14 protein-coding genes are annotated in these 22,776 nt (G+C 43.1%); 7 read left to right on the top strand and 7 right to left on the bottom strand.

Going from position 1 to position 22,776, the window contains the following annotated elements:
* Positions 1-160 precede the first annotated feature (160 nt).
* On the top strand, positions 161-1,270 hold the full coding sequence (locus tag QWZ08_RS08780) for an acyltransferase family protein (RefSeq protein ID WP_290337020.1): 1,110 nt from the start codon (positions 161-163) through the stop codon (positions 1,268-1,270).
* Between the two features lie 75 nt (positions 1,271-1,345).
* Positions 1,346-2,656: a hypothetical protein gene (locus tag QWZ08_RS08785; protein ID WP_290337021.1), complete on the top strand. Its 1,311-nt coding sequence runs from the start codon at positions 1,346-1,348 to the stop codon at positions 2,654-2,656.
* 84 nt (positions 2,657-2,740) lie between these two features.
* Here QWZ08_RS08785 and QWZ08_RS08790 read toward each other — a convergent pair whose 3' ends face one another.
* The 5 genes from QWZ08_RS08790 to QWZ08_RS08810 form a co-directional block, all read right to left on the bottom strand.
* A complete protein-coding gene (locus QWZ08_RS08790; protein ID WP_290337022.1) occupies positions 2,741-4,213 on the bottom strand; it encodes a S8 family peptidase in 1,473 nt (490 codons plus the stop codon).
* Positions 4,214-4,336: 123 nt separating this feature from the next.
* Positions 4,337-5,548 (bottom strand): glycoside hydrolase family 5 protein, encoded by a 1,212-nt coding sequence (locus QWZ08_RS08795; protein ID WP_290337023.1) that lies wholly within the window; start codon positions 5,546-5,548, stop codon positions 4,337-4,339.
* A gap of 46 nt (positions 5,549-5,594) precedes the next feature.
* Positions 5,595-6,461, bottom strand: a complete 867-nt coding sequence (locus QWZ08_RS08800) for a 3-keto-disaccharide hydrolase (protein ID WP_290337024.1) — start codon at positions 6,459-6,461, stop codon at positions 5,595-5,597.
* Positions 6,462-6,772: 311 nt separating this feature from the next.
* Complete coding sequence (locus QWZ08_RS08805) at positions 6,773-10,150, bottom strand: DUF1080 domain-containing protein (protein ID WP_290337025.1); 3,378 nt, start codon at positions 10,148-10,150, stop codon at positions 6,773-6,775.
* Positions 10,151-10,315: 165 nt separating this feature from the next.
* Complete coding sequence (locus tag QWZ08_RS08810; RefSeq protein WP_290337026.1) at positions 10,316-11,581, bottom strand: Gfo/Idh/MocA family oxidoreductase; 1,266 nt, start codon at positions 11,579-11,581, stop codon at positions 10,316-10,318.
* A gap of 397 nt (positions 11,582-11,978) precedes the next feature.
* Between QWZ08_RS08810 and QWZ08_RS08815 the strand changes: the two genes are divergently transcribed.
* From QWZ08_RS08815 to QWZ08_RS08835, 5 genes are all read left to right on the top strand, one after another.
* A complete protein-coding gene (locus QWZ08_RS08815) occupies positions 11,979-12,941 on the top strand; it encodes a serine hydrolase domain-containing protein (RefSeq protein ID WP_290337027.1) in 963 nt (320 codons plus the stop codon).
* Between the two features lie 50 nt (positions 12,942-12,991).
* On the top strand, positions 12,992-13,252 hold the full coding sequence (locus QWZ08_RS08820; protein WP_290337028.1) for a serine hydrolase: 261 nt from the start codon (positions 12,992-12,994) through the stop codon (positions 13,250-13,252).
* A gap of 420 nt (positions 13,253-13,672) precedes the next feature.
* Entirely contained in the window at positions 13,673-16,126 is a 2,454-nt protein-coding gene (locus QWZ08_RS08825) for a hypothetical protein (protein WP_290337029.1), read from the top strand.
* Positions 16,127-16,463: 337 nt separating this feature from the next.
* Complete coding sequence (locus QWZ08_RS08830) at positions 16,464-17,003, top strand: hypothetical protein (protein WP_290337030.1); 540 nt, start codon at positions 16,464-16,466, stop codon at positions 17,001-17,003.
* Between the two features lie 66 nt (positions 17,004-17,069).
* On the top strand, positions 17,070-17,351 hold the full coding sequence (locus tag QWZ08_RS08835; RefSeq protein ID WP_290337031.1) for a putative quinol monooxygenase: 282 nt from the start codon (positions 17,070-17,072) through the stop codon (positions 17,349-17,351).
* A 481-nt stretch (positions 17,352-17,832) separates the two neighbouring features.
* On the opposite strand, the gene QWZ08_RS08840 is transcribed toward QWZ08_RS08835, so the two are convergent.
* A complete protein-coding gene (locus tag QWZ08_RS08840) occupies positions 17,833-20,499 on the bottom strand; it encodes a glycoside hydrolase family 3 protein (RefSeq protein ID WP_290337032.1) in 2,667 nt (888 codons plus the stop codon).
* 225 nt (positions 20,500-20,724) lie between these two features.
* Positions 20,725-22,707, bottom strand: a complete 1,983-nt coding sequence (locus tag QWZ08_RS08845) for a hypothetical protein (RefSeq protein WP_290337033.1) — start codon at positions 22,705-22,707, stop codon at positions 20,725-20,727.
* Between the last annotated feature and the right edge of the window lie 69 nt (positions 22,708-22,776).

A 22,776-nucleotide genomic window follows, 5' to 3' on the forward strand; every position in this document is an offset into this window, starting at 1 on the left:
GCAGCCAACAATTTAATGCAATCATTTTTACAAATTACTCTTTAAAAATACAACGGTGGTATTGTTTGATTATAATTGTCTTTTTTATCGTTTTGCGTTTAATTCCGCTAACTTTATTGCTACCTTTTTATTAACCTTAATACCACCTTACACAATACTTATGGCACAAGCAGTTCCTTCCCAACGTTTGTATTCTTTAGATGCCCTCCGTGGCTTCGATATGTTCTGGATCATGGGTGCAGAAGAAATTTTTCACGCCCTTGCAAAGGCTACCGGGTCTCCTTTCTGGGGTGGCATTGCAGAGGAATTAACACACCCGGCATGGGATGGCTTTCATTTTTACGACCTGATATTTCCATTGTTTTTATTTATGGCCGGTGTAGCTACTCCTTTTTCCGTTGGCCGCGAACTGGAGAAAGGCAAGAGCAGAAATGCGTTGCTGCTGCGGGTAATTAAAAGAGGTTTGGTACTGGTATTGCTGGGCATCATCTACAACAACGGCCTGCATTTAAGGCCTTTTGCAGAGATCCGTTTCGGCAGCGTTTTGGGCCGCATCGGCATTGCCTACATGTTCGCCAATATTATTTATTTATTTACCAAACAAAGAGCCCAAATTGTATGGTTCATTTCCATATTGATCGGTTACTGGCTTTTACTAAAGTTTAATTCGGCGCCGGGCCACCCGAGAGGTGACTTGAGTATGGAAGGTAATTTTGCGTCCTACATCGACCGGCATTTAATACCAGGCAGGTTATATCTTGGCATTCATGATCCTGAAGGATTGGTTTCTGCTATACCAGCCATCAGCACAGGTTTACTGGGTATTATGGCGGGTAACTTTTTAAAAGGCAGTAGTTTTAGCGGTCAGAAAAAATCCTTGTACCTGTTTGCAGCCGGCGTAATCTCTATTATCCTGGCACATGTATGGAACCTGGATTTTCCTATCAATAAAAATTTATGGTCAAGTTCGTTTGTACTGAATGTAGGAGGTTACAGCCTTTGTTTATTGGGCATCTTTTACTACATCATTGATGTGCTGGGATATAAAAAATGGGCCTTCTTTTTTAAAGTGATTGGTATGAATTCCATCCTGATCTATTTGTCAGGTGAATTCATTAACTGGACCTACACCACCAACGGATTTTTTCAGTGGCTCGGGCAGTTGGTTGGGAACCCCTACAATGCCATAGTAATGGCCATTTGCTATGTGCTGGTGAAATGGGCGTTTTTATATTTTATGTATAAAAAGAATGTTTTTTTACGGGTATAATGTAGGTGGTTGACTGAAATATTGATTGCTGTAATAAAGTCTTTTTACAAAAAACGGATTGCTAAATATTGTTGTATGAAAACAATACAATTTGCCAGGGCCATCAGTATTGCCCTGGTGATATTTGCTCTTGCTTCATTTCAAGAAGTCATCACTATTAAATCGTACGCTCCAAAAGCCCAGTTAGTTGAAGCTCCTACAATTTATTTTAATTCCTTTGTTGACTGCAATATGGCAGAGGCCTGGATTGGAGATACCTTTCGCATTTTTCCCGGTAAGTATGGAGAAGACCCTTTGTGGGGAAATGCCCGTGAACTAAAATTCGCCGATGGCAGCAATAGTATCGATGCCTTTAATAAAAAAGCAGCATCATTTACAGAGCCCGCGATGCCAGCCAATGTATTATCCACTGAAAATGGTTTACATGGTGCGGTTTGGTTTGAAACGGTATATCAAAGTAAGCAGAATTTCAGCGGCAAAACTTTGTACGCTGTGTATCACAACGAAAATTATCCAGAAACAAATCCATACAATGCGGCCACAGGCCAGGGTTATAAAAAAGAGCGTTGGCCGGAAGGAATTAAGGAGCCTGGTTCATCCGCAGCCGTGTGCAGAATTGGCATCATGAAATCGGTGGATGGCGGCAGAAGCTGGGCCAACAAGGGCATATTCATAGAAGATCTGCAGCCAAGAATGATCCTTCAAAAGCATAATACTTCTAATACCTTTGCCGGCGGCACTGGTGATCCGTCAGCGGTAGCCAGCGGCGATTATCTCTATCTTTTTTACGGGGAATATGGTTATCCGGGAACATACACAGAAGACGGTTACAGTGCAGAAAAAGAACGAAGCGGTCAGTGCATCAGCATTGCCCGGATCGCTTTGGCTGATTTGGATAACCCTGTTGGCAAGGCGAGACGTTGGGATGGCAAAGGCTTTACTGCGCCACATGACGGAACCGGTAAACCTGTTCCTGCTTTACAAATACCAGCAAACCAAGGAGGCGGCCCTACGTCTGCACCTGCTTCCAAATATTATTGGGGACCATCCGTAAGCTGGAACAGCTATCTCAATTGTTGGGTGATGTTAATGGCAAAAGCAGAAGGCCCTTCCTGGAAAGGTAGCAGTATCTACATTTCCTACAACAAAAATACAGACCTGGGCAAAGATGCCAATGCCCAGCAATGGTCTAAACCGGTTTTGCTGGTTGATAAACCTGGCCATACACTATGGTATCCATCGCTGCAACCAACCGATTCGCCGGAAGACATTGCCAATAAAAATACATGTTTAAAACTGGGACAAAAGGCGAGGCTATTTTTTAAAGATTCATACGGAGATAAAAGTGATTATGCATCTGAATTCATGGTGGAGTTTGAACGGTAAAAATCTAAAAATGGCCGGTATTATAACCGGCCATTGCCATTAACAATTCTCAAAAAATCTTTAATTTTTCACTTCAAAATAGGTCTATGGCGTTGCTGCCACCGCCGCATCAGCAGTAATAAATCCGCTGCCAGCTGCATCTGCTCCCCATGTTGCAGTAACAAAACTACCGTCTGGCTGGCGCACATTTCTACTGCCCGGAGGCATTGGTATTGCTGCGTTTTGTAAAATCGTTTCGGCTTCTGCTGCAGCTAAGGACGACTTTTTCTGCGCCATCAAAGCTACAATACCAGCCACATGCGGAGTAGCCATGGATGTACCGGAAAGATAATAATACGAAATCTGCCCGCTGTTCACCTGGAAGGGACCTACTTCCCAAACACCAGGTGCAGTCACGTCCAGGTCCTGCCCTGCTTTTTGCCTGCTTGAAAAATCCGCGATATAAAAATCATTGATGTTTGTTGGATCGGCTACATTACCGGTATACCACCAGGCAGGTGCAGACCACTGCCCAAGCCAGCCTGCTGCCGCAACACTTATTACCGGCTGATAAGCACCGGGGTATCCCATTCCGGCAGTTCCTTCATTACCTGCGGCAGCTACAACTATCACGCCCTTACTGATGGCATAATCGATAGCCGCTTTTTCCAACGCATCCAGATCAGGACCGCCCAAACTCATATTGAGTACAACAGGTGCATTCTGAAGGGCACCCACTTTTAAATCAGCCATATACAAAATGCCTTCAGCAATTACGGATGACCAGCCACTGCCATTTTGGTTTAACACTTTTACCGGGATAATGGTGGACTTTGGAGCAACGCCATTAAAATAAACAGAGCCCAGTTGAAAACCAATAATGGTGCTGGTTACATGTCCGCCATGTGTACTTTGATCATGTTCCCATTTGTTTGGTTGTTCAGATACATTGCCATTTTCACCACCGCCGCCGCCAAAAGACTTTGCATATTGTACCGCAATCCTTTCCTGCGGAAAATATTGCCGCCACGAATCAGGTAAGCCCGTATCCAAAACGCCTACATATACGCCGGTACCATCCTGCGCAATGGTGCGACCTATGCCTGGTTCCGTAACATTTACTGCATCCAGGTTCCAGGTGCTGCGCCCACCTGTAAAATCTGTCACAGCGACTGCATCAACCGGCGATCCTTTGCGTTCTGCATCGGGATTCGCCGCAGTTACATAAGGCAATTTTCTTATGATGGCGAGGTTGTCCGATGTGGTGTTCATCGTTAGTGCATTGATGTCAGTGAACTGCTTCAGTATATTTCCATACAAGTTTAATTCTGTAACAATTTTCTTTGTAATGGGTGTACTTAGTAATATATTAATGCCTTTGTTACCGTTAAAAAAAGTTTGCTGCAATGTACTGGCATCTGCACTTGCTGCGGTCTGTAAATCCTGCGCAGATTTGTTACAACCTGTAAAAACAAATGCAAAAAAAGAAAGTAAAAAAGATGTGATAACAGCTCGGGTATTCTTATACCAATGGCCATTCAACAATATTCCAGTTGGCTTACTTAAAAGTGATTTCATCCTACTTGATTTTAAATGTGTGAACAATAACTGATCCCTCTATCAAATTACACATAAGAATAATGGAATCAAATTAAAGCCCTTATAATTTTTCAACATTTAAAATCAGCCTGGCAGAATTTGTTAATGAAGGCCTAATGCTTCAATATAACTTTTGTTTATAATGGTGTGCTGAAATTTGCAATTGTTTAAAAATCCTTCCAGGGCCATTTTTATTTCGGCGGCATTGGTAGGCCTGTTTTTTCTTATCTCGCCAAAATCACTGCGGGTAGTATCTGCAAATTGAATCACCTGTTCATAATGCGGCGGCATTTTAAAGGTTACGAATCCACGGTCATTGTCAAGTTTTTTATAGGGCCAGTAATGCCAGCCAATATTGTTTTTCTCCAGCGTGTTTTTAAATCCTCTTACCCAATCATCCGTATTTTCTCCGGTTTCGCCGCAATAAATGGGCACATTGTATTTATTTCGAAAGTCAATATAGTCTTGTATTACAACCGTGGTACTATCTGTCCAGTATTTATGAAAAGTGTACACCAGTTTACTGTCAAAGGGCTGCCCGAATATTTTAAAATTTGAATCCCACTGCGATCCACCCAGGAACAGGATATGATTTTTATCCACTTCACGTATGACCCTGGTGATTTCTTTATACAAAGGTTCCAGCATTGGATTGAAACGAGCTGTGTCTGCAAAATGAGGGATTGGCTCGTTCAGCAGATCATAGCACATTACCGTCGTTTCATTTTTGTAACGGGCGGCAATTTTTTTCCAGATCGAAGTCGTTAATGCCCGGCTGGCTTTACTTTCAAATAAAAAAGGATAGGCATAACTGTCGTCGATATTATCTCCGGTTTGTCCGCCCGGTGCACAGTGCATATCCAGCAATACATACAGCCCCTCTTTTTTACACCAGCCAATTACTTTATCCAGCAACGCAAAACCACGGGCTTCGCCTTCGCCACCCATATAATCTTCTGTAGTAAACAAGCGGTAATTAAAAGGCACCCGGATAGAATTGATACCGGTACTTTTTAGCCAATGAATATCCGCTGCGGTGATGTAATTGTCTAAATATTTTTTCCAGAACATATTGGTTTCATCAGGACCAACCAGTTCCAGCAGCATTTCGTTGATTAGCCTGGCAGAACTCGTTTTCTGAAATTTAAACATATAGCCTTCGGGCACCAGCCAGTTACCAATATTGGTTCCCCGGATCAGGAAAGGCTTTCCATTTACTCCAATAATTTCTTTGCCTTTTGTGGTAATGAATTTTTGCTGGGCGGAAAGATTCACAACCGCCAGCAGGGATAGTAAAAGGAAGATGTTTTTCATATTTGATTATTACTGGTTACACTACTAATACAAGTTCTTATTCAAATTACTTACAAGCCTCATCACTTTTTACATAATAAGATTTGTATTTTTTTGATTTGGGATCCATGCAACCTTTGAGGTTTAAAATTTTGATGTTTCTAAAATCAACTGGTTGTCCTTCGCTTTGAAGAGCAATAAATCCTTCTGATAGCAATTTACCATCCTGCTTTATTTTGGGATCGTAGTTGTGTACCACCCCGCCACCTATCTGCGGTTTGGAATACTGCAATACTGTATCCCCGTTAATAATATGGGTGACCAGTGAATCACCCAATACAATGATTTCTCCCTTTACCCATTGATCGCCTTCGTAAGTTTGGGAAGTTGAAGGAATGCAGTGCCTGTTGTCAATCACTCCATGAAATACCACGTCTGTGCCAGGTGAACACATATTGCCCGTGGGCCGCGGATTGCCATCACCCAGTCCGCCGAGTATCTGGAACTCAATGGAGATGGGCCAGTCCTGCTCCTTGGGCATTGTTTTAGGATCCTGCGAATGAAACATTACACCACTATTCCTGATGGTGTAATCCGGTGCGTCTTTTCTCCATTCGCCTACTAACCGGTATTCAAATACCAGGTGATAATAAGAGAAAGGTGTTTTGTAATAAAGGTGCCCAAACTGTTCGTTGAATTGATCATATTTATCATATCGTACTTTCACCATGCCATCTTCTACCCTAAAAGTATTGCCATAATTATCGCCGGTTTCGTGGTGGTTTATTTTGGGCACCCAGTCTTTAATATCTTTTCCGTTGAAGAGGGTTTGCCATTCTTCTTTATCAGCTGCACGCTGGGCAAAAGCTGGTAATGAAAATACAGCTATAATAATTATGTACAGGCATTTTGAGATGTGGTTGCTGACTTGCATCGTTGGTTTGTTTTAAGTGAATTTTTTGTTCCGGTTTTTCAACTGTATATACCGAAGTGTTACTCAAGATAAATCAAATTGTAATCTTAAAATACACTCTTTTTACGCATTCATTTTTACTTTTTGTTCCATCGTATCCGTTGTCAGTGTCGTTTGAAAAATTTCGTTTCATACAAAGAAAGCTAACAATACCAAGGTCACTACGCTGTAAAACTTTGTTACTCTGTATCCGTTGCCCCATTGTGTGAAACAAAAAAATAAGAGGTTTCAAACTGAAACCTCTTACATCAAAAAATATATGTTTTAAAATTCTACAATTCCTTCACCCGGATATTCCTGAACCTTACTACTGAACCATGGCCCAGAAAGCCAATATGCCCGGTAGTGCGTTTTAAGCCCGGATGCTGGTTGTGATCTGCAGTGCCGTTTTTACTGGCTTCTGCAATGTCGCCATCCAAAATGACTTCCCCGTTCAACGTCACTTTTATGTGGTTTCCCTTGGCATAGATTTCTTCTACATTCCATTCACCCACCGGCTTTAAAAATCCGCGCTTGGCGGGGATTACACCGTATACCGACCCATGATATTGATAAGCATGCAGGTCTTTGTACATCGGTGCCTCATTGTCCAGCACCTGTATTTCCATACCCACATAAGCAGCATCCCCTTCCAGCGGCGCACGAATACCAACGCCATTGTTGGCGCCGGGTGTTAACTGAAATTCGAAACGATAGATAAAATTGCTGTACTCATCTTTGGTATATAAATTACCATGATTGCCATCTTTTGGTTCAATCAGCAAATCGTAGTTGTCTATTTTATAATCTACTTTATTGCCTGTCCATTCGTCCATATTGGTGCCATCAAACAATACTTTAAATCCATCTTTCTTTTCTTCCGCACTCAGTTCAAATTTTTCGGAACCCGTCAGCTCGCGGATAAAGATATTGCGATAGGCTACATAAGTACCGTGTGCCTGCAGTTCAATTTGCTCTTTGCTGAATATGGGTAATGCGTGATCCCAATAGTTTTCCAACACTGTGTGGTCTGTCACAAGCACACCGTTCAAATAAACAGTCACTTTATCACCCCGCATAATGATGTGAAAGGTGTTCCATTCACCAATGGCATTATCGGCCAGTACCAACGGCTTGCTTTGATTTTTCTGGTTGTTATACAAACCACCTGAGCCAACCTGTGCGCCTACATCTACCCGGCTGGTATCCCATATCTGTACCTGTGGCGTACCCCGCAGGTAAATGCCGGCATCGCCGTCTTTGGTAATTTTCCAATCCACCAGCATTTCAAAATCGCCGTATAGTTTTTGGGTGCAAAGGTTTTCGCCGTGGCCGGTAAATACCAGCAGACCGTCTTTTACTACCCAGCCCTCCTGCATAATTTTATCTGCCTTTATTTGCGCAGCCTTTAAAGTATCAGGGTTCATTTTGGCCCGGGCAATCGGGTTGGCCACCAGGCCTTTCCAGCCGGTTAAATCTTTCCCGTTAAACAAGGCCACATACTCTTCTGTTTTGGGCATTTCATCCAGGTATTTCTGTATGGCTTTTTTCTGGTAGTCAGCATCCCGGCCATTTAATACGGCCATGGTTTTGGTCAGCAGGCTTCTGGCGATATCGCCGCTAAAATCCTTGTTGGCAGATGCGATGTCCAGTACAGCCAACGCTGCCTGCTGCTGAACAGACGGGTCGTCCAGGTATTTGCCCGCAAAAGTAAGCGCCGTAAATGATCTACAATTGCCCACTTCATCCAAAATAGTTTGCTTTTGTTTGGCCGTTGTTGCCAGTTCCATAGCATCCTGCAGCATTAACAATTTTTGATCGCCCGGAAATTTTGATTTGGCGATGATATCGATATAACCATTCAATGCGGTTTCTTTATACGCTGCATTAGTAGCAGCAATTTTGTATAAAGCTCTTGCTGTAGTAGCGCCCGACGCTTTTGATAAAGCGTTAACCGCTGCTGCTTTGGTAGCATCATCACCGCTGGCAAAAGCCGATTGTAATTCGTTTAAGGCTTTGCTGCCGCCGATGGCGGATAAAACATTAAAGTAGCGGGGCTTTTTATCATTGGCTGCTTTAGCCATTTGCTGTAGCAACAACTGTGTACGGGCAACCGTATCTTTTATACCGGCTGTTGCATTGATGATGGCTTGCTGATAAAATGGCTGATCATCTGTACCAGATGTTTCCAGCAAAGCGACCACCTGCGGTAAATCTTTTTGCATTACTACTGCGGGTGATGCTTTTACTGCGGCCTGGTGCACCGCTGCATCGCTGCTGTTGATTTCTGCAAACACATTGGCAGCGGCATTATCGGCTGACCTTGCCTGCAGCACACTTAGCAATGCTACTTTTGCAGCCGGTGTTGCACCCTGCAATGCAGCGGCAACAGCCCTGCTTACGCCATCGCCTTTTATTTGTTGCAACGCATTTTTAGCTGCTTCAATGGTGGCGGGATTGCCTTTCGTGAGTGTGCTCAAAATGGCGGGTAGACTTTCCTGCTGACCTACTTTAGCAACGGCTGCTATTGCCGCAGCTTGTACCGCTTCGTTGTTGCTTTGTAACAGTTTTTTTAACGCAGGCAATGAAGTTTTGTCGGCTGTTTTACTTACAAACGAAAGCACCTGTACCTGCGCTTCAGGCGAAATAGTGCTGAGCAACTTTACCCATTGTGCATTGGTGACAGCTGTTTGATAAGGCGCTGCAAATTGCAATGCTGCGCCACGGTACTTAATATCTTTATCCTGCATAGCCGCCTGTAGCATGGGTAGTCCTTTGGCGCCATTGATGTCGGTCAATAATTTTAAACCGGCAATGCGTGTTTGCAATTGTTTTGCTCCTGCTGCATCCGTCATTAATTTGGTGGCATATTGAACAGCCAATGGTTTACTGGTTTTAGCCAGTTGTTGCAGGTATAAAATATAGTCGGATGTTGCGTTGGTATTGTCGTAGGTAAAGCCTGCTTTTTGTGCGGCGCCTTGCAACAGTTTGGCGCTGGAAACATCACCAATTTTTGCGAGTGCTGCCAGGCTTACTTTGCGTTGCTGTTCATCTGTTGTGCTGGCCAGTTTGGTAATGGCGGCTACGGCGGATTTGCTTTGTGTATAGCCCAGCGCTTCAACAATTGAGTTTTGATTGTCGCCTGTTGCAGCAGGCAATGCTTTCAGCAATACTTTTTGTGCGAGCGGTGTTTTTATTTGTGCCAGCGCTCTTGCTGCTACCCCACCCAGGTCGGCGTTGCTGAGGTATTTGTCAATACAGGCCACCGCATCGTCTTTACCAAAACGTTGTAACTGGTAAATAATAAATTGTTTGTTTTTGCTGTCGGCCAGTTTATCCAGCCCGGTGCAATAGGCAACTACCGCGGCTTGCCGTTCTGCATCCTTACCGGTTTGAATGACGTACGATGCGTAGGCGCTGAGGGCATACTCCAGAGAAGTATTGTCTCCTGTACCCGGAGCGGTAAACTGGCTGATCATTGTTACAAGTCCGTCCTGTTTTAAGTCAGTTATGGACTGCATGCTTTTGTCGAGCTGCGCTTTGTTTTGCGCAGGCATGGTGGCCAGCACGTCGGCTATTTTGGTTGATAACAGTCTTATGTCGGGCGTTTGGGCTGTTGCTGAAAAAGCAGCAAACAAAAGCAATAAGAAAGGGAGTTTAAAAATTTGCATATTGAATACAATATTGAAAAAATAAAAAAATAAAGTCGTTTACAAATGTTGACCGTTGTTTTGATGTAGTGTACCATTGTCTACTGACACTGCTATCGCACCATTTAATTACGTGCGACGCCAATGAAGTTCATCAAAGCTTTTGCAGCCGGGACAACATTTTTTTTACAAATTAAATGGCGAACGCATCGGCGGATCGCTTAAACGATTCGCTTCTTCGTCGTTGATAAAAAGTTGCTTTACCGGGTCGAACTGCAAGGAACGACCGAGCTCCAGCGCAATTTTACCCATGTTGATGATGGTACAACTCCGATGCCCGTTACTTTCATTGAGCGCAAACTTTTTACGGTTGGTAACGGCATCAATAAAGTTGGTCACCTGTGGTTCAGGGTCCGGAAATGCATCGAGCTTTTTTTGCAGATCAGGAATATCCGATTTAAAACCGGGATACAATTTACCGAGCGGACCTTCAATATACGGAGCGCCCACATCCTTGCCTTCGCCGTCTAAAATGATCTTGCAACCATCCGCATAGGTGTACTCAATCCTGCGCCAGGTGCCGACTGCATCGGAATGCTGTTGCGGCGCATCAATCTCTACCGAGATGGGGTTGGTATCGTCCTTACCTAAAAAATATTGAATGGGGTCAATGTAATGCTGGCCCATATCGCCGAGGCCACCACCATCATAATCCCAGTACCCACGAAAAGTTTGGTGTACGCGGTGCGGATTGTATGGCTTGTATTGCGCCGGCCCGAGCCACATATTATAATCCAGTTCAGGCGGCGGTGTCATGGCTTCCAGGTTGGTTTTGCCTACCCAGTAAAATTTCCAGTCGAACCCTGTATGACGGCTTACTGTAACTTTCAACGGCCAGCCCAGCAAGCCACTGTTCACTAATTTTTTAATGGGCTTTACAGTAGTCTGCATGCCGTAAAAATTATCTTCAAAACGGAACCAGGTGTTGAGGCGGAAGATGCGGCCATGTTGCTGCACGGCTTCTACCAGGCGTTTGCCTTCGCCGATGGTACGGGTCATGGGTTTTTCGCACCAGATATCTTTGCCGGCCCTTGCCGCATCAGCGGCGATGATGCCGTGCCAGTGCGGCGGTGTAGCGATGTGTACAATGTCCACCTCCGGTAGCGTGATCACCTCGCGGTAATCCGTGAATGTTTTAACGCCGTTGGGCAACATGGCGGCGGCTTCTTTTAAATGGGTTTTATCTACATCGCAAATGGCGCCAACCCTGGTGGCGGCATAGCCAAAATGCCCGCGGCCCATGCCTCCTACGCCAATAACGGCCTTGGTTAGCTGATCGCTGGGTGCCAGGAAACCGCGGCCCAGTACATGTCGCGGTACAATGGTAAATGCAATGGCTGCGCCGACAGTATTTTTTATAAACGACCGGCGGGTGTTGTTTTTTTGTGGCATACTATAATTGAATAACGTTAAAAATGTGGGGCGGACAAGCGCATTATAATTTGGTTTGTGAATCTATACTTTTTTTAGTTAAGTAGCTTGGCTACGGCATTAAATAAGTAAATATTTTACCGGCATTGGGTTATATAATGGACATCGTTGTGTCACTCTCTTTTACTATATAACATTTTTGAGCTTTTATTACGGAGCGGGAACGGGATAGGAAAAACAGGCCAATGCCGATGGTAAATTTGTATAATAAACTGCGGCAGTAAACAACTGTTTCAAACAAGCAGGTGATAGAATTATGGCACAGTGAAAATAAAAAACACTAAATTTAATTAAATTATAACGGTGAGTTTTGCCGCAGAAACGGTACTAACCTGCCTGAACATTAAACTCCATTGCCATGACGAGGTATAACAACTCCCTTCTTGTTTTTTCTTTTTTACTGCTGTTGTTGCCTGCAGTGTTGCCAGCACAGGTAATACAGCTCAATTCAACAAACCCGTCGGTTGATTATAACAGCTTATCCAGGATTGACCAGGTGGTAAATGAGTACATTAGTAAAAATTGGTTAACCGGGGCCGTATCGATCGTTATTAAGGATAACCAGGTTGTTCAATACAAAGGGTATGGCTATGCTGATGTCAATTCGAAAAAACCAATGCAGAAAGACCAGCTGTTCCGCATCATGTCGCAGACAAAAGCAATCACCAGTGCGGGAATTATGATTTTATATGAACAGGGAAAATTACTACTCGATGAACCCATCTCCGATTTTATCCCTGAATTTAAACATCCGGTTGTGCTGGATAAATTCAATGATGCAGATACATCCTACACCACCGTGCCAGCAAACAGGGAAATCACTTTTCGTGACCTGCTTACACATACTTCGGGACTGGATTATACAGATATCGGCAGCTCAAAAGTGCAGGCCATTTATACCAAAAAAAACATCCCCTCCGGCCTCGGATATTTTGATGTCAGCCTGCTGGAAAAAATGAAAGCGCTCGGCAAACTGCCCCTTAGCTTTCAACCAGGTGAAAAATGGCAATATGGATTAAACAGTGATCTGCTGGGTTGTTTAATAGAAGTAATCAGTGGCATGAACCTGGAAGCATTTTTAACCAAGAATATATTTGAGCCACTTGGCATGAAAGATACCTATTTTAATGTGCCAGCGTCAAAAGCAAGCCGGATGGCAACCGTGTATACTGAAGATTCTTTGAATCATGTCATTCCCTGGAATCACACCTTCCGCCATATAGATCCCGACTATCCCCTGATGAATAAACATTATTTCTCCGGTGGTGCCGGTCTTTCTTCCACTGCTTTTGATTATGCTGTTTTTATGCAGAGATGCTGAATGGAGGCATTTATAATGGTCACCGGATTCTTTCAAAAAGAACTGTGGAAATGATGACCAGCGGCCAGTTAAAAGAGGGCATGTTTGGAGACGACAATATGGGGTTGGGTTTTGGTATCACATCAGCAAAAACAGCGGCCAAGGGGCCACGCAATGCAGGCTCTTTTGCATGGGGCGGATATTATGGCACCACCTATTGGGCCGATCCCAGGGCGCATCTCGTTTGTCTTTTTATGACACAACAAAATCCCAATAGTCATGGCGATGTGGAAGCCAAATTTGAAGCGATTGTTTATTCAAGTCTCAAATAATAAGTAAATCTCTTTCAAAGCATTTCGCCTTGCTTAAACAAGGTTCGTAAGCATTGCCTTCTTCAGCCACCCTTTCATTCAACGAAAGTTCAAGCCCGAAAAACAAATTATGCGCATACCCTGAACGTTGTATCGTTCCTGATTTTTATTGATAATAAAATAGGGCAGCCTATGCAGCGGAACAGGTCGTTTGTCGCAAACACTCCATCCTAAAACGTGGTGCCGGCGCCTCCAACACCAGTTCAGCACAACCGGGAAAAAGCCATATCAAACTTTTATACAGCGCCTCTGTATACCGTGGAAACAAACATCAGATTAATTATTTACTATACTTATTTTTTACCTACTTTACAGTTCTTCTTGTCCTATAACGATTGCAACATTAATTAAACGCAGGTGTAGCCGGCAACAAAAAATACCATGACCCGAAAACTTCCACTCCTTATTGTTTTTTTGGTTTTTACTAATGTGCTTGCCGCCCAGCAAACTGATAGCACTTTGAAGATTTACAGCGAACTATTTACACCTGAAAAACTGCACATCCAAACAGATCGCTCCATGTACGCCGGCGGCGAAACAATATTTTACAAGGCGTATGTGTTAAACAACGGCTATCCCTCAACGTTAAGTAAAACACTTTATACAGACTGGTATGATGCAACTGGTAAATTGATACAGCAAACGGAAGCGCCTTTACTGATAGCCGGAGCAAAAGGCTCTTTTGATATCCCAAAAAATTATCCTGATACAACACTGCATTTAAAGGCTTACACAAAATGGATGCTAAATTTTGACAGCGCATTTATTTACAGCCGCACGCTGGCAGTTTATCAGCCAAAGAATGAAGCCGCTAAAACTAATACAGCGTTGTTGCAGCAAGTGAACAAAACAACGGTGCAGCTGTATCCTGAAGGAGGTTTTAGTATAGCTGACTTAAACAACACCATTGCATTCAAGGCCACAGACCAGGCGGGGAATCCTGTTCACATCCATGGAACCATAACCAATCAAAAAGGAAACATACTTGATTCATTTGCTACCGTACACGATGGCATGGGCTCATTTTCTGTGTTGTTGAAAAAAGATGAAAATTTCTTTTTCAACTGGAAGGATGTGCATGGCAACACCGGAATCAACACAATTACAGCGCAACAGCAAAGCGGCGCCACATTGGGCGTTTTAACAAACAATAACAGTGCGATCGTAGGGGTTGAACGCAGTGCGGTGGCAGGAAAAGAATTTAAACACATGCACTTGCTGGTGCATTACAATCACTCGTTGCGGTATAAATTAGATATCGATCTGTCATCAAAAACGTTGGTGAATGTTGGCATTGACATCAGCCATTTTCCGACGGGCATTTTTCAATGTACTCTTTTTAATGCCGACTGGATACCGGTGGCTGAAAGAATTGCTTTTGCTGGTAACGGGCGCATTTCTTTTTTGCCGACCATAACAATGATTAAAAAAGACTTTTCCAAAAAAGGAAGAAATGAAGTTGAAATAAATGTTGGCGACAGTTCATTAACCAATCTTTCCCTCGCAATAACAGAGGCAAGCCTGGCAGACACAGCGGGGCCAGGAATATTCTCCGACTTGCTTTTGAGCAGTGAATTAAAAGGAACCATCTATCATCCGCAACAGTATTTTTCAGCTCCACTATTTACTGACAGCACGGCCGCCTGGCTGGACCTGGTGATGCTAACCAATGGTCACCGCCGATATAACTGGCAGGCCATTACCAAAGGATTATTACCAGAAATTGCTTACCCCGCAGATACAAGTTACCTCCAAATAAAAGGGCAGATCACCCAAAAGAAATTACTGCGCTCATCACAGCCCTTAACGGTGAATGTGATGCTGCAAACAAAAGACAGTGTAAAAAAGATGCTGGTGTTGCCGGTAAAAAGAGATGGAAGTTTTGAACAAAGAAACTTATTTGTGTATGATACGGTGAAGCTTTTTTATAGCATCAATAATCAGAAAAATATCAATGGTGCTGTGAAATTTTATGGCGGCCTTATGAAACGCGAAGAAAGGAAAAGCTACTTTTCAACCGGACAAATCCTTCTTCCATCTGCAACACTATTTGAATCCAATATTACAATACCAGCGAAAGAAATTAATTTTTTTGCAACGCAGGAAAAACTTCGCCAATTGGCAGCTTCAAAAACATTACTAGAAGTGATTGTTAAAACCAAAATAAAAACCACGACGCAAATTTTAGATGACTATTATACCCATGGATTATATTCAGGTGAGGGCAATAATATTGCGGTTGACATACAGGGTGACATCACTGCGAACGGGCGTAACTTATGGAATTACTTACAATCGAAAATACCCGGATTCAAAGCGGTATATACCCCTGGTGGAGAACTCGTTCCGGTCTGGTATCTTGATTCACAAGGTATACCCGGAACACCAGATATCTTATTGGATGAAGTGCCGATCAGCGTTGAAGGCGCAAACGACCTTGACATCAATAACATTGCCTATATTAAAGCATTCAGGCCACCTTTCCTCGGCTCATTGCAAAATGGATTTTCCGGTGTTATTGCGCTTTACTCAAAAAAAGGTTATTCCCCGGTCTACAGCAACATCAATAACACTCCCGGGCTTGAAACATTTTTACTAAATGGTTATAGCAGGTTTAAAGAATTTACGCAACCAGATTATACTGACACCAATGCTATGTCAGCACCCGACAACCGAAGCACTTTATATTGGAATCCGTTTATCATTACCGATAAAACAAACCAAAAAACTATCATCTCATTTTACAATAATGATATCAGCAAAAAATTATGCCTCATTTTGGAAGGCATTAATGAAGACGGCAAAATAACCCGGGTTATACAAATGCTGGAGTAACCCTTCTCATATGGAGGTAGAATAACGTTCCATTAATAGTTAAATAATCCCCCAACCAAATTCCGACTGGTAAACTGCTTGATTAATTACCACCTGATAAATTGAACAGTTAAGCGGGTTGTTGTACTTGTCAGCAACACCTGCCAACTGGCAACGGTCCGGTATTGCATTTGCTATCCCTGCAACCTTTATTATGATGATCTATTTTGAGCCATGGCGGGCGAAAGACTGCATGGGCAACAATCAACAAGCAGCACTGTACTGCTGTTAATGTTAAAAAAATAACCGGTCGTGACATATCATTCATTTATCTATTTTCGTTGTACAAACATCCACTATGCAAAAAACGATCGTAACCATCCTGCTAAGTTTTATTTTAGTACAAACCATTGCCCAGCCGAAGCAAAAAGTAACTACATTTTTACTGGGGCAAGTGAACTTAACTACCCACGACCGCACAACCGGAAACAACCCCTGGGGAGCCGGACTTGGCATTCAAACTTTTTTTGGCAGCAAAACAAAATTTAAAGCAGTAGTTGAACTTACCGGCGATGTATACCTGGCAAATGACAAGGTGTTAAGACTGAATACAGATGGGACTTCCTTTACGCCTGTCGATGATGTGCCGGGAATGGTCAATCTTTTTGCAGGTGCTTCCTATCATCCCGATCAACATATTTACCTGTCGCTGATGACTGGCCCCAGTTTTATAAATGGCAGCATGTTAGTAGGCGTTAAACCTTCCGTGGGTTTTTATTTTTCCAAAACGCACCGCTGTATGGGTAAGTTGTCTTACATCAATATTTTTAACCGGGATAAAACCACGAAGGAAGATTTTGGATCACTCAGCCTGGCAATTGGAATCAGACTATTTTGATTGTTGAGCAGTTAATGCAAAAAGTAAAAGTCAGCAACAGGAGGAAACCAGCATAAAACACAGCGAATGTCATACGTCTTAATTATTCATGAAGTAAGCAATTACATTGCCTGGAAAAAAATATTCGATGCTGCAGCAGGGATGAGAAAAGAAGCAGGAGAAATTGCTTACCAGGTATTGAGATATGAAAATGAGCCAAACAAAATTGTCCATTTTTCTGCCTGGTCATCTATCGGGAATGCCAAAGCTTTTTTTGAGTCTCCGCGGCTGGTGGAGATTAGAAAAGAAGCTGGTGTACAATCACCTGAATTTATTTATTTGGAACAACTGGACGCCGGTACATTATAATACCAGTAATTGTATTGAAGACCACTTTGGAAATGAAAAAATATTATTTTTCGGGCCTTATTCTGTTAATAATAAACATAGCAATCTTTATCTTTTTTACTAAAACTGGTATCAGCAAGGATGAGGGCTGGCATGTAACGATTTATCCGCTTAGCTTCCTACTGGTTCGTGCGTTCGCACTTTCAACACTGCTTGCATTTGTGTGTTTCATCTTTTGCCTGCGGTTAAAAGTAACAAAGCCATTTGCAGTTTCAGCATTGTATTTTATCTGTGTTTCAATAGCATTGCTGTTATTGACAATTCCATTTTTGCCTTACAAAATTATTTCGGTAAATGAAATAATGCCGACCATGGCAGATACAATAAAACTAATTGCCTCAGCAGCATTCTATTCGGTATTTCTTATCCACCTGCTATTGATTTTATATTTTATCTTCTCCATTCGAAAAAGTGCTCAGTAAGTGATTAAGAATAATTCATTTTACTCCACCACTTTCACCAGCTCCCTTAACCTGATATCTTTTGATGAGGCACCAATCATAATCCTGAACTCGCCCGGTTCTACAATCCATTGCATATTGGCATCAAGCAGCTTCAGCAGTCCGGGTGTAATATTAAAAGAAATTTCTTTTGCTTCTCCCGCTTTTAATGACAGGCGCTGAAACCCTTTTAATTGTTTTACGGGTTGTGCAAGTGAGGACAATACGTCGCGGATGTACAATTGTACTACTTCATCACCATCAACACTGCCCGTATTTTTTATGGTGCAGTACACCTTCGCAGAATCATTTTTCGCCCACTGCTTTTTATCAAAGCGGAGGTTGCTGTATTCAAAAGAGGTATAGCTTAAACCAAACCCAAAAGGAAACAAAGGCTGACCGTTGAGGTTGGCATAATCGTCCGTTCGGCCGGTAGGTTTGTGATTGTACACAAGCGGCAACTGTCCTTCAAATACAGGAAAAGTAATGGGCAGGCGGCCAGCAGGATTGTAATCACCGAACAATACATCTGCGATGGCATTGCCACCGTCTTCACCCGGATACCAGGCATCCAAAATGGCTGGCACCCTGTTGATCCATTTGCTCATGGTGATAGCGCTGCCGCCAATTAACACTACTACAACCGGCTTGCCCGTGGCAGCAACCTGTTCAATCAGTTCTTCCTGGTGGCCGGGCAAACCAAGGTAGGCCCGGTCCTGCGACTCCCCTTCTTCAATACCCGCCACAATTACTGCTACATCCGATTTTTTTGCTGCGGCCACAGCTTCCTTGATTTTTTGTTGCCAGTCATTGGCCACCCCCACATTCCAGATCAATTTAAAGCGGGCATATCCCTGTGATTCAAAAAATTCAATGCGGATGTTGTAGTCTTTTTCTTTTTCAAAATATACATCCGCAAGTTGGGTTGTATAAGTCTGGCTCTTCCAGTTATCTACAATCAATTTATCATTGAGGTATAAGCGGTAGCCATCATTGCCTTCAATACCCAGCTGGTATTTTCCGGCGGCAGGAGATTTTATTTTACCCGCCCATTTTACGGAGTAAAAATCATAGTTTACTTCAGGAGCCGGCGAGTACAATGTCCAACCAAAATTAATTTCTTTATCTATTCTTGTAAGTACAGGAGCACCTGATAATTGCACGTTATTAAAATACTGACCCAACAGACCCGCTTCCGTTTTGCCGTTGCTGGTGAAAGACAAATTTGTAGCTGGTACAGGTACCCATTGCTGCGTGCTACGGCCACAACCAGCTGCATACTGAATGTCGACTGATTTGCCCAATTTGTTTTTAAGGCCCTGCAATATGCTCACCTTGTTATTACCCGGGCCACTATATCCGCCCAGCCTGGCTTCCACCGCATCGGTGCCTATTAATGCCATCGTTTTTATTGACTTTTTTATGGGCAGTAAGTGACCTTCATTTTTAAGCAATACCATCGATTTTAAGGATGCTTTTTTCGCCAGTTGTTTATGTTCAGGGTTGCCATTCCATTTATTTACTTCTTCTTCATTGGTGTAAGGGTTTTCAAACAAGCCCAGTTCAAATTTTATCCGCAGCACCCTATCCACCGCGGCATCAATTGTTTGGGTGCTGATTCTGCCATCTAAAAATGCGGGCATAAATAATGCGTGGTGTTCCCACGCAGTTTGAAAAATAACATCCAGTCCATTGTTCATTGCTTTGGCACCTGCATCAGCATAATCGCTGGCGGTATAGTGCAATACATTGGCGCCGCCGGTGGCAGAAGCATCTGTAATAACAAAGCCTTTAAAATTCAGTTGTTTTTTCAACACTTCATTGAGCAGCCAATTATTAGCTGTGCTCGGGCTGCCGTTGATGGAATTGTAGGCCGTCATCACACTTCGGCTGCCACCTCTTTCAAAGCAGGCTGTAAATGGTGGCAGGTAAATTTCCCGCAGTAATCTTTCATCAATATCAATCGGGTAACTATCCCTTCCACCATCGCCGCTGTTGGCCAAAAAATGTTTAGGTGTTGTTACTACACCCATCTGTTCAAAAGGCGATACAAAAGCTACCCCCATTGCTGAAGACAAGAATGGATCTTCTCCATACGTCTCTTCTACCCGTCCCCATCTTACATCGCTGGCAATGTTTACAACGGGCGATAATATCTGTCGGATGCCACGGCTTTTGGTCTCATGGGCAATGGCCGTTGCCACGGTTTTCATAAAAGTTGTATCCCAGCCAGCAGCGAGGCCGATGGCTGCCGGAAAAGCAGTTGCACCGTCCCTTACCAAACCATGCAGGGCTTCATCAAATGCAATGATGGGAATACCAAGCCTTGTTTCATCCACAAAATAATGCTGCATTTTATTAATGAGTTTGGCTGTTTCGCCTGCATTGGAAGCAGCACTATAATTTAGCAGTTGCCCCGCCGCATCCGTACTCCCTTTTGCACTTACCTGGAAACCGAATATGCCATTTTTATATTTTTCCTTGCCATCACTTAAATCGCCGGGTATCATAAATAACTGCCAGAATTTTTCTTCGGGTGTCATCCTCGCAAGCAAATCTTTTACCCTTTTTTCAACAGGTAGTTTCGGATTTTTATATGGCAACAGCGACTGGCCAGTTGTTTGCAAAAACGAAAGCAGCACGCCAATAAAAACAATATACTTTTTCATGTAACAAATGTATTTAAACAGTCATTGAAGCATCCCTTCTTTATTAACCTATACTAAACCTAAATTGTCCTTCAAAACAGGCAATTATTTTTGAACCGGCTGTTGTTCACAATGGCGACATCGTTGTGTCACTCACTTGTGCCTCATGTTCTTTTTGCAACAACAAAAACGAAGGTTATTAATCAATCAACGGGTCTTCATTCTAAAAAATTCAAAGCTGTTATTTTAAAACCTGATCGTTTGTTTGCTTCCGTTTAATACCAATTTATTAAAAACAATGCCCGTTGCAGCAGATACTTTCAGCCGCAGTTGACTACCTTCTCTTCTTGCTTCTATATCAAAAGTATTTTGATATCCATGCACATGCTTCAACTGCATAAAATTCCATTCGGCAGGTAATTGGGGCGTAATAGTAAATGCATTTAAATCAATTGGCCGGATACCAAACAAGCCTTCGGTATATATCCGGCAATACAAACCACTTTCGGCTGAAAGGTGCCGCTGGTTACCTTCAGGATAAGCTTCTACGGGATAGGGTACATGTTCGCCCAGCAACCTGCGGTTGGAATAATATTGCAGATACTGTAAGCCCCGTTTGGTATCGCCGGCAGCAAATAGTCCACGCAAGGCGTACAAGGTAGAACGATCCCAGAACGTCTTATCACCGGCCTGCGAAGCCAGCCCGTCATCGGTCCACAATTGCGGCGAAAATAAGGCATCAATGGTACCTTGTTTGCGATCAAAAATACCTACGGTTAAAGGTGTGCAAATCCATGAACGTAGTTTATCATTCCCCTCATAATAGCGGTAAGTATCATAGCCCATTACGTTGGCAGCAAAGTAAGTATTGATGTTCCTTTTAAGGTTGATTGCTGCTGATTTATACACTGCGATTTGCTTTTTATCTTTCTGCAGTGCTTCACCCAAATAAGCCGCTGAAATCAGTGCATCATAATACAATGAAGATGTATTCAAATTGGCTTTCCCGGAAGGAAAACGACCTTCCAGTTCATCCGATTCTGAAGCCACCACACCAGCGGCATTCAGTTTGCGTTTATTGTATTCCAGGCACCATTCAATCAAAGGCCATAGTTCCGTCGCCATTTTTTTATCGCCCTGCGACAATGCAAATCTGGATGCGCCGTATGCTATCATAGCAGCATCCCCCCGATCGCCGGCGCCGTTCCAGATATCAGTTCCCTCCGCTACAATCGAGCTTGGTATTGGCCTGTAGTCTGCATTCATAAACCGGGCAAAATGCCGGTAAGCGTTGAGCGCTGACTCAATGCCGTAATCATATCCCAGGTAGGGGAAAAATGGATTGATGTATTCTGCCTGGTCGTTGGCCCAGATGGCGGCGTAATAACTTAAACCGCCCGGTCCGTGCATCGGACCTCCTTTGGTTTGATAGATGCTTTCCGCAGCACGGATTTTTGCGAAAGCGAAGGCCCTGTTCAAAACGCTGTCCGGTGTTTCCAGTACCAGGTTATCATTTAAAAGCGACAGCAATTCATTTCTTTTTACAAGTTCATCGGCTACCTCTGTATTGCTGTAATCCTGTCCCTTTTTTATAGCCGAAAAGTACAGGTAAAAAGTATACGATTGGCGGGGTTGTAACTGAATAGTGGCTGCATTTTTTGTTTGCACCATAACATCATAGCTCCCTTCAACACCATCAGCAGCATTGGTAGCAGTTTTGATATTGAGTAACGGAATTTCAACCGTTGCTGGCTTTTCATCTTTGTTTAATAGTTGATATTGTTCGCAAAATACGGGAAGACCGGTAGAGGGAAAAATTGTCCTGGTTAATTCAAGATGTTCATTGAGCGTGCTCTTTACCACCAGCGTTCCGTTCAGTGAGATAGTGGTTACCTTTTCTGCCTGAATTTGTTTTTTATTTACCACGATCATTTTTACGGGGTCGATATTAAAAGACCGGATTAAACTCGCGTGTGTATTATTGGGTATCGTGCGCAGCATCGGCCACACGATGTCGCGGTTGATAAAAAAAGATTGATCCGCATTGACTCCGTAATGTATAACAGCAGAAATGAATTTTCCACTCATTTCAATGTGATCCTGGTGTGGCAGCCGGTCGCTTACTGTCCATTGAATGGTATTACCGTTGGCCAGTGCCCAGCGATTTTGCTGGGCCATCGTCTTTTGCAGTGAAGTAAATAACATCGTAATTAAAAGGATTCTTTTCATCAATACTTTTATTTGATTATAAAATGGAGCGGTAATATAATTATTAATTGCAGCTTGCAGCAGCTTACT

Source organism: Ferruginibacter paludis, from assembly GCF_030409685.1.
GTDB lineage: Bacteria > Bacteroidota > Bacteroidia > Chitinophagales > Chitinophagaceae > Ferruginibacter > Ferruginibacter paludis.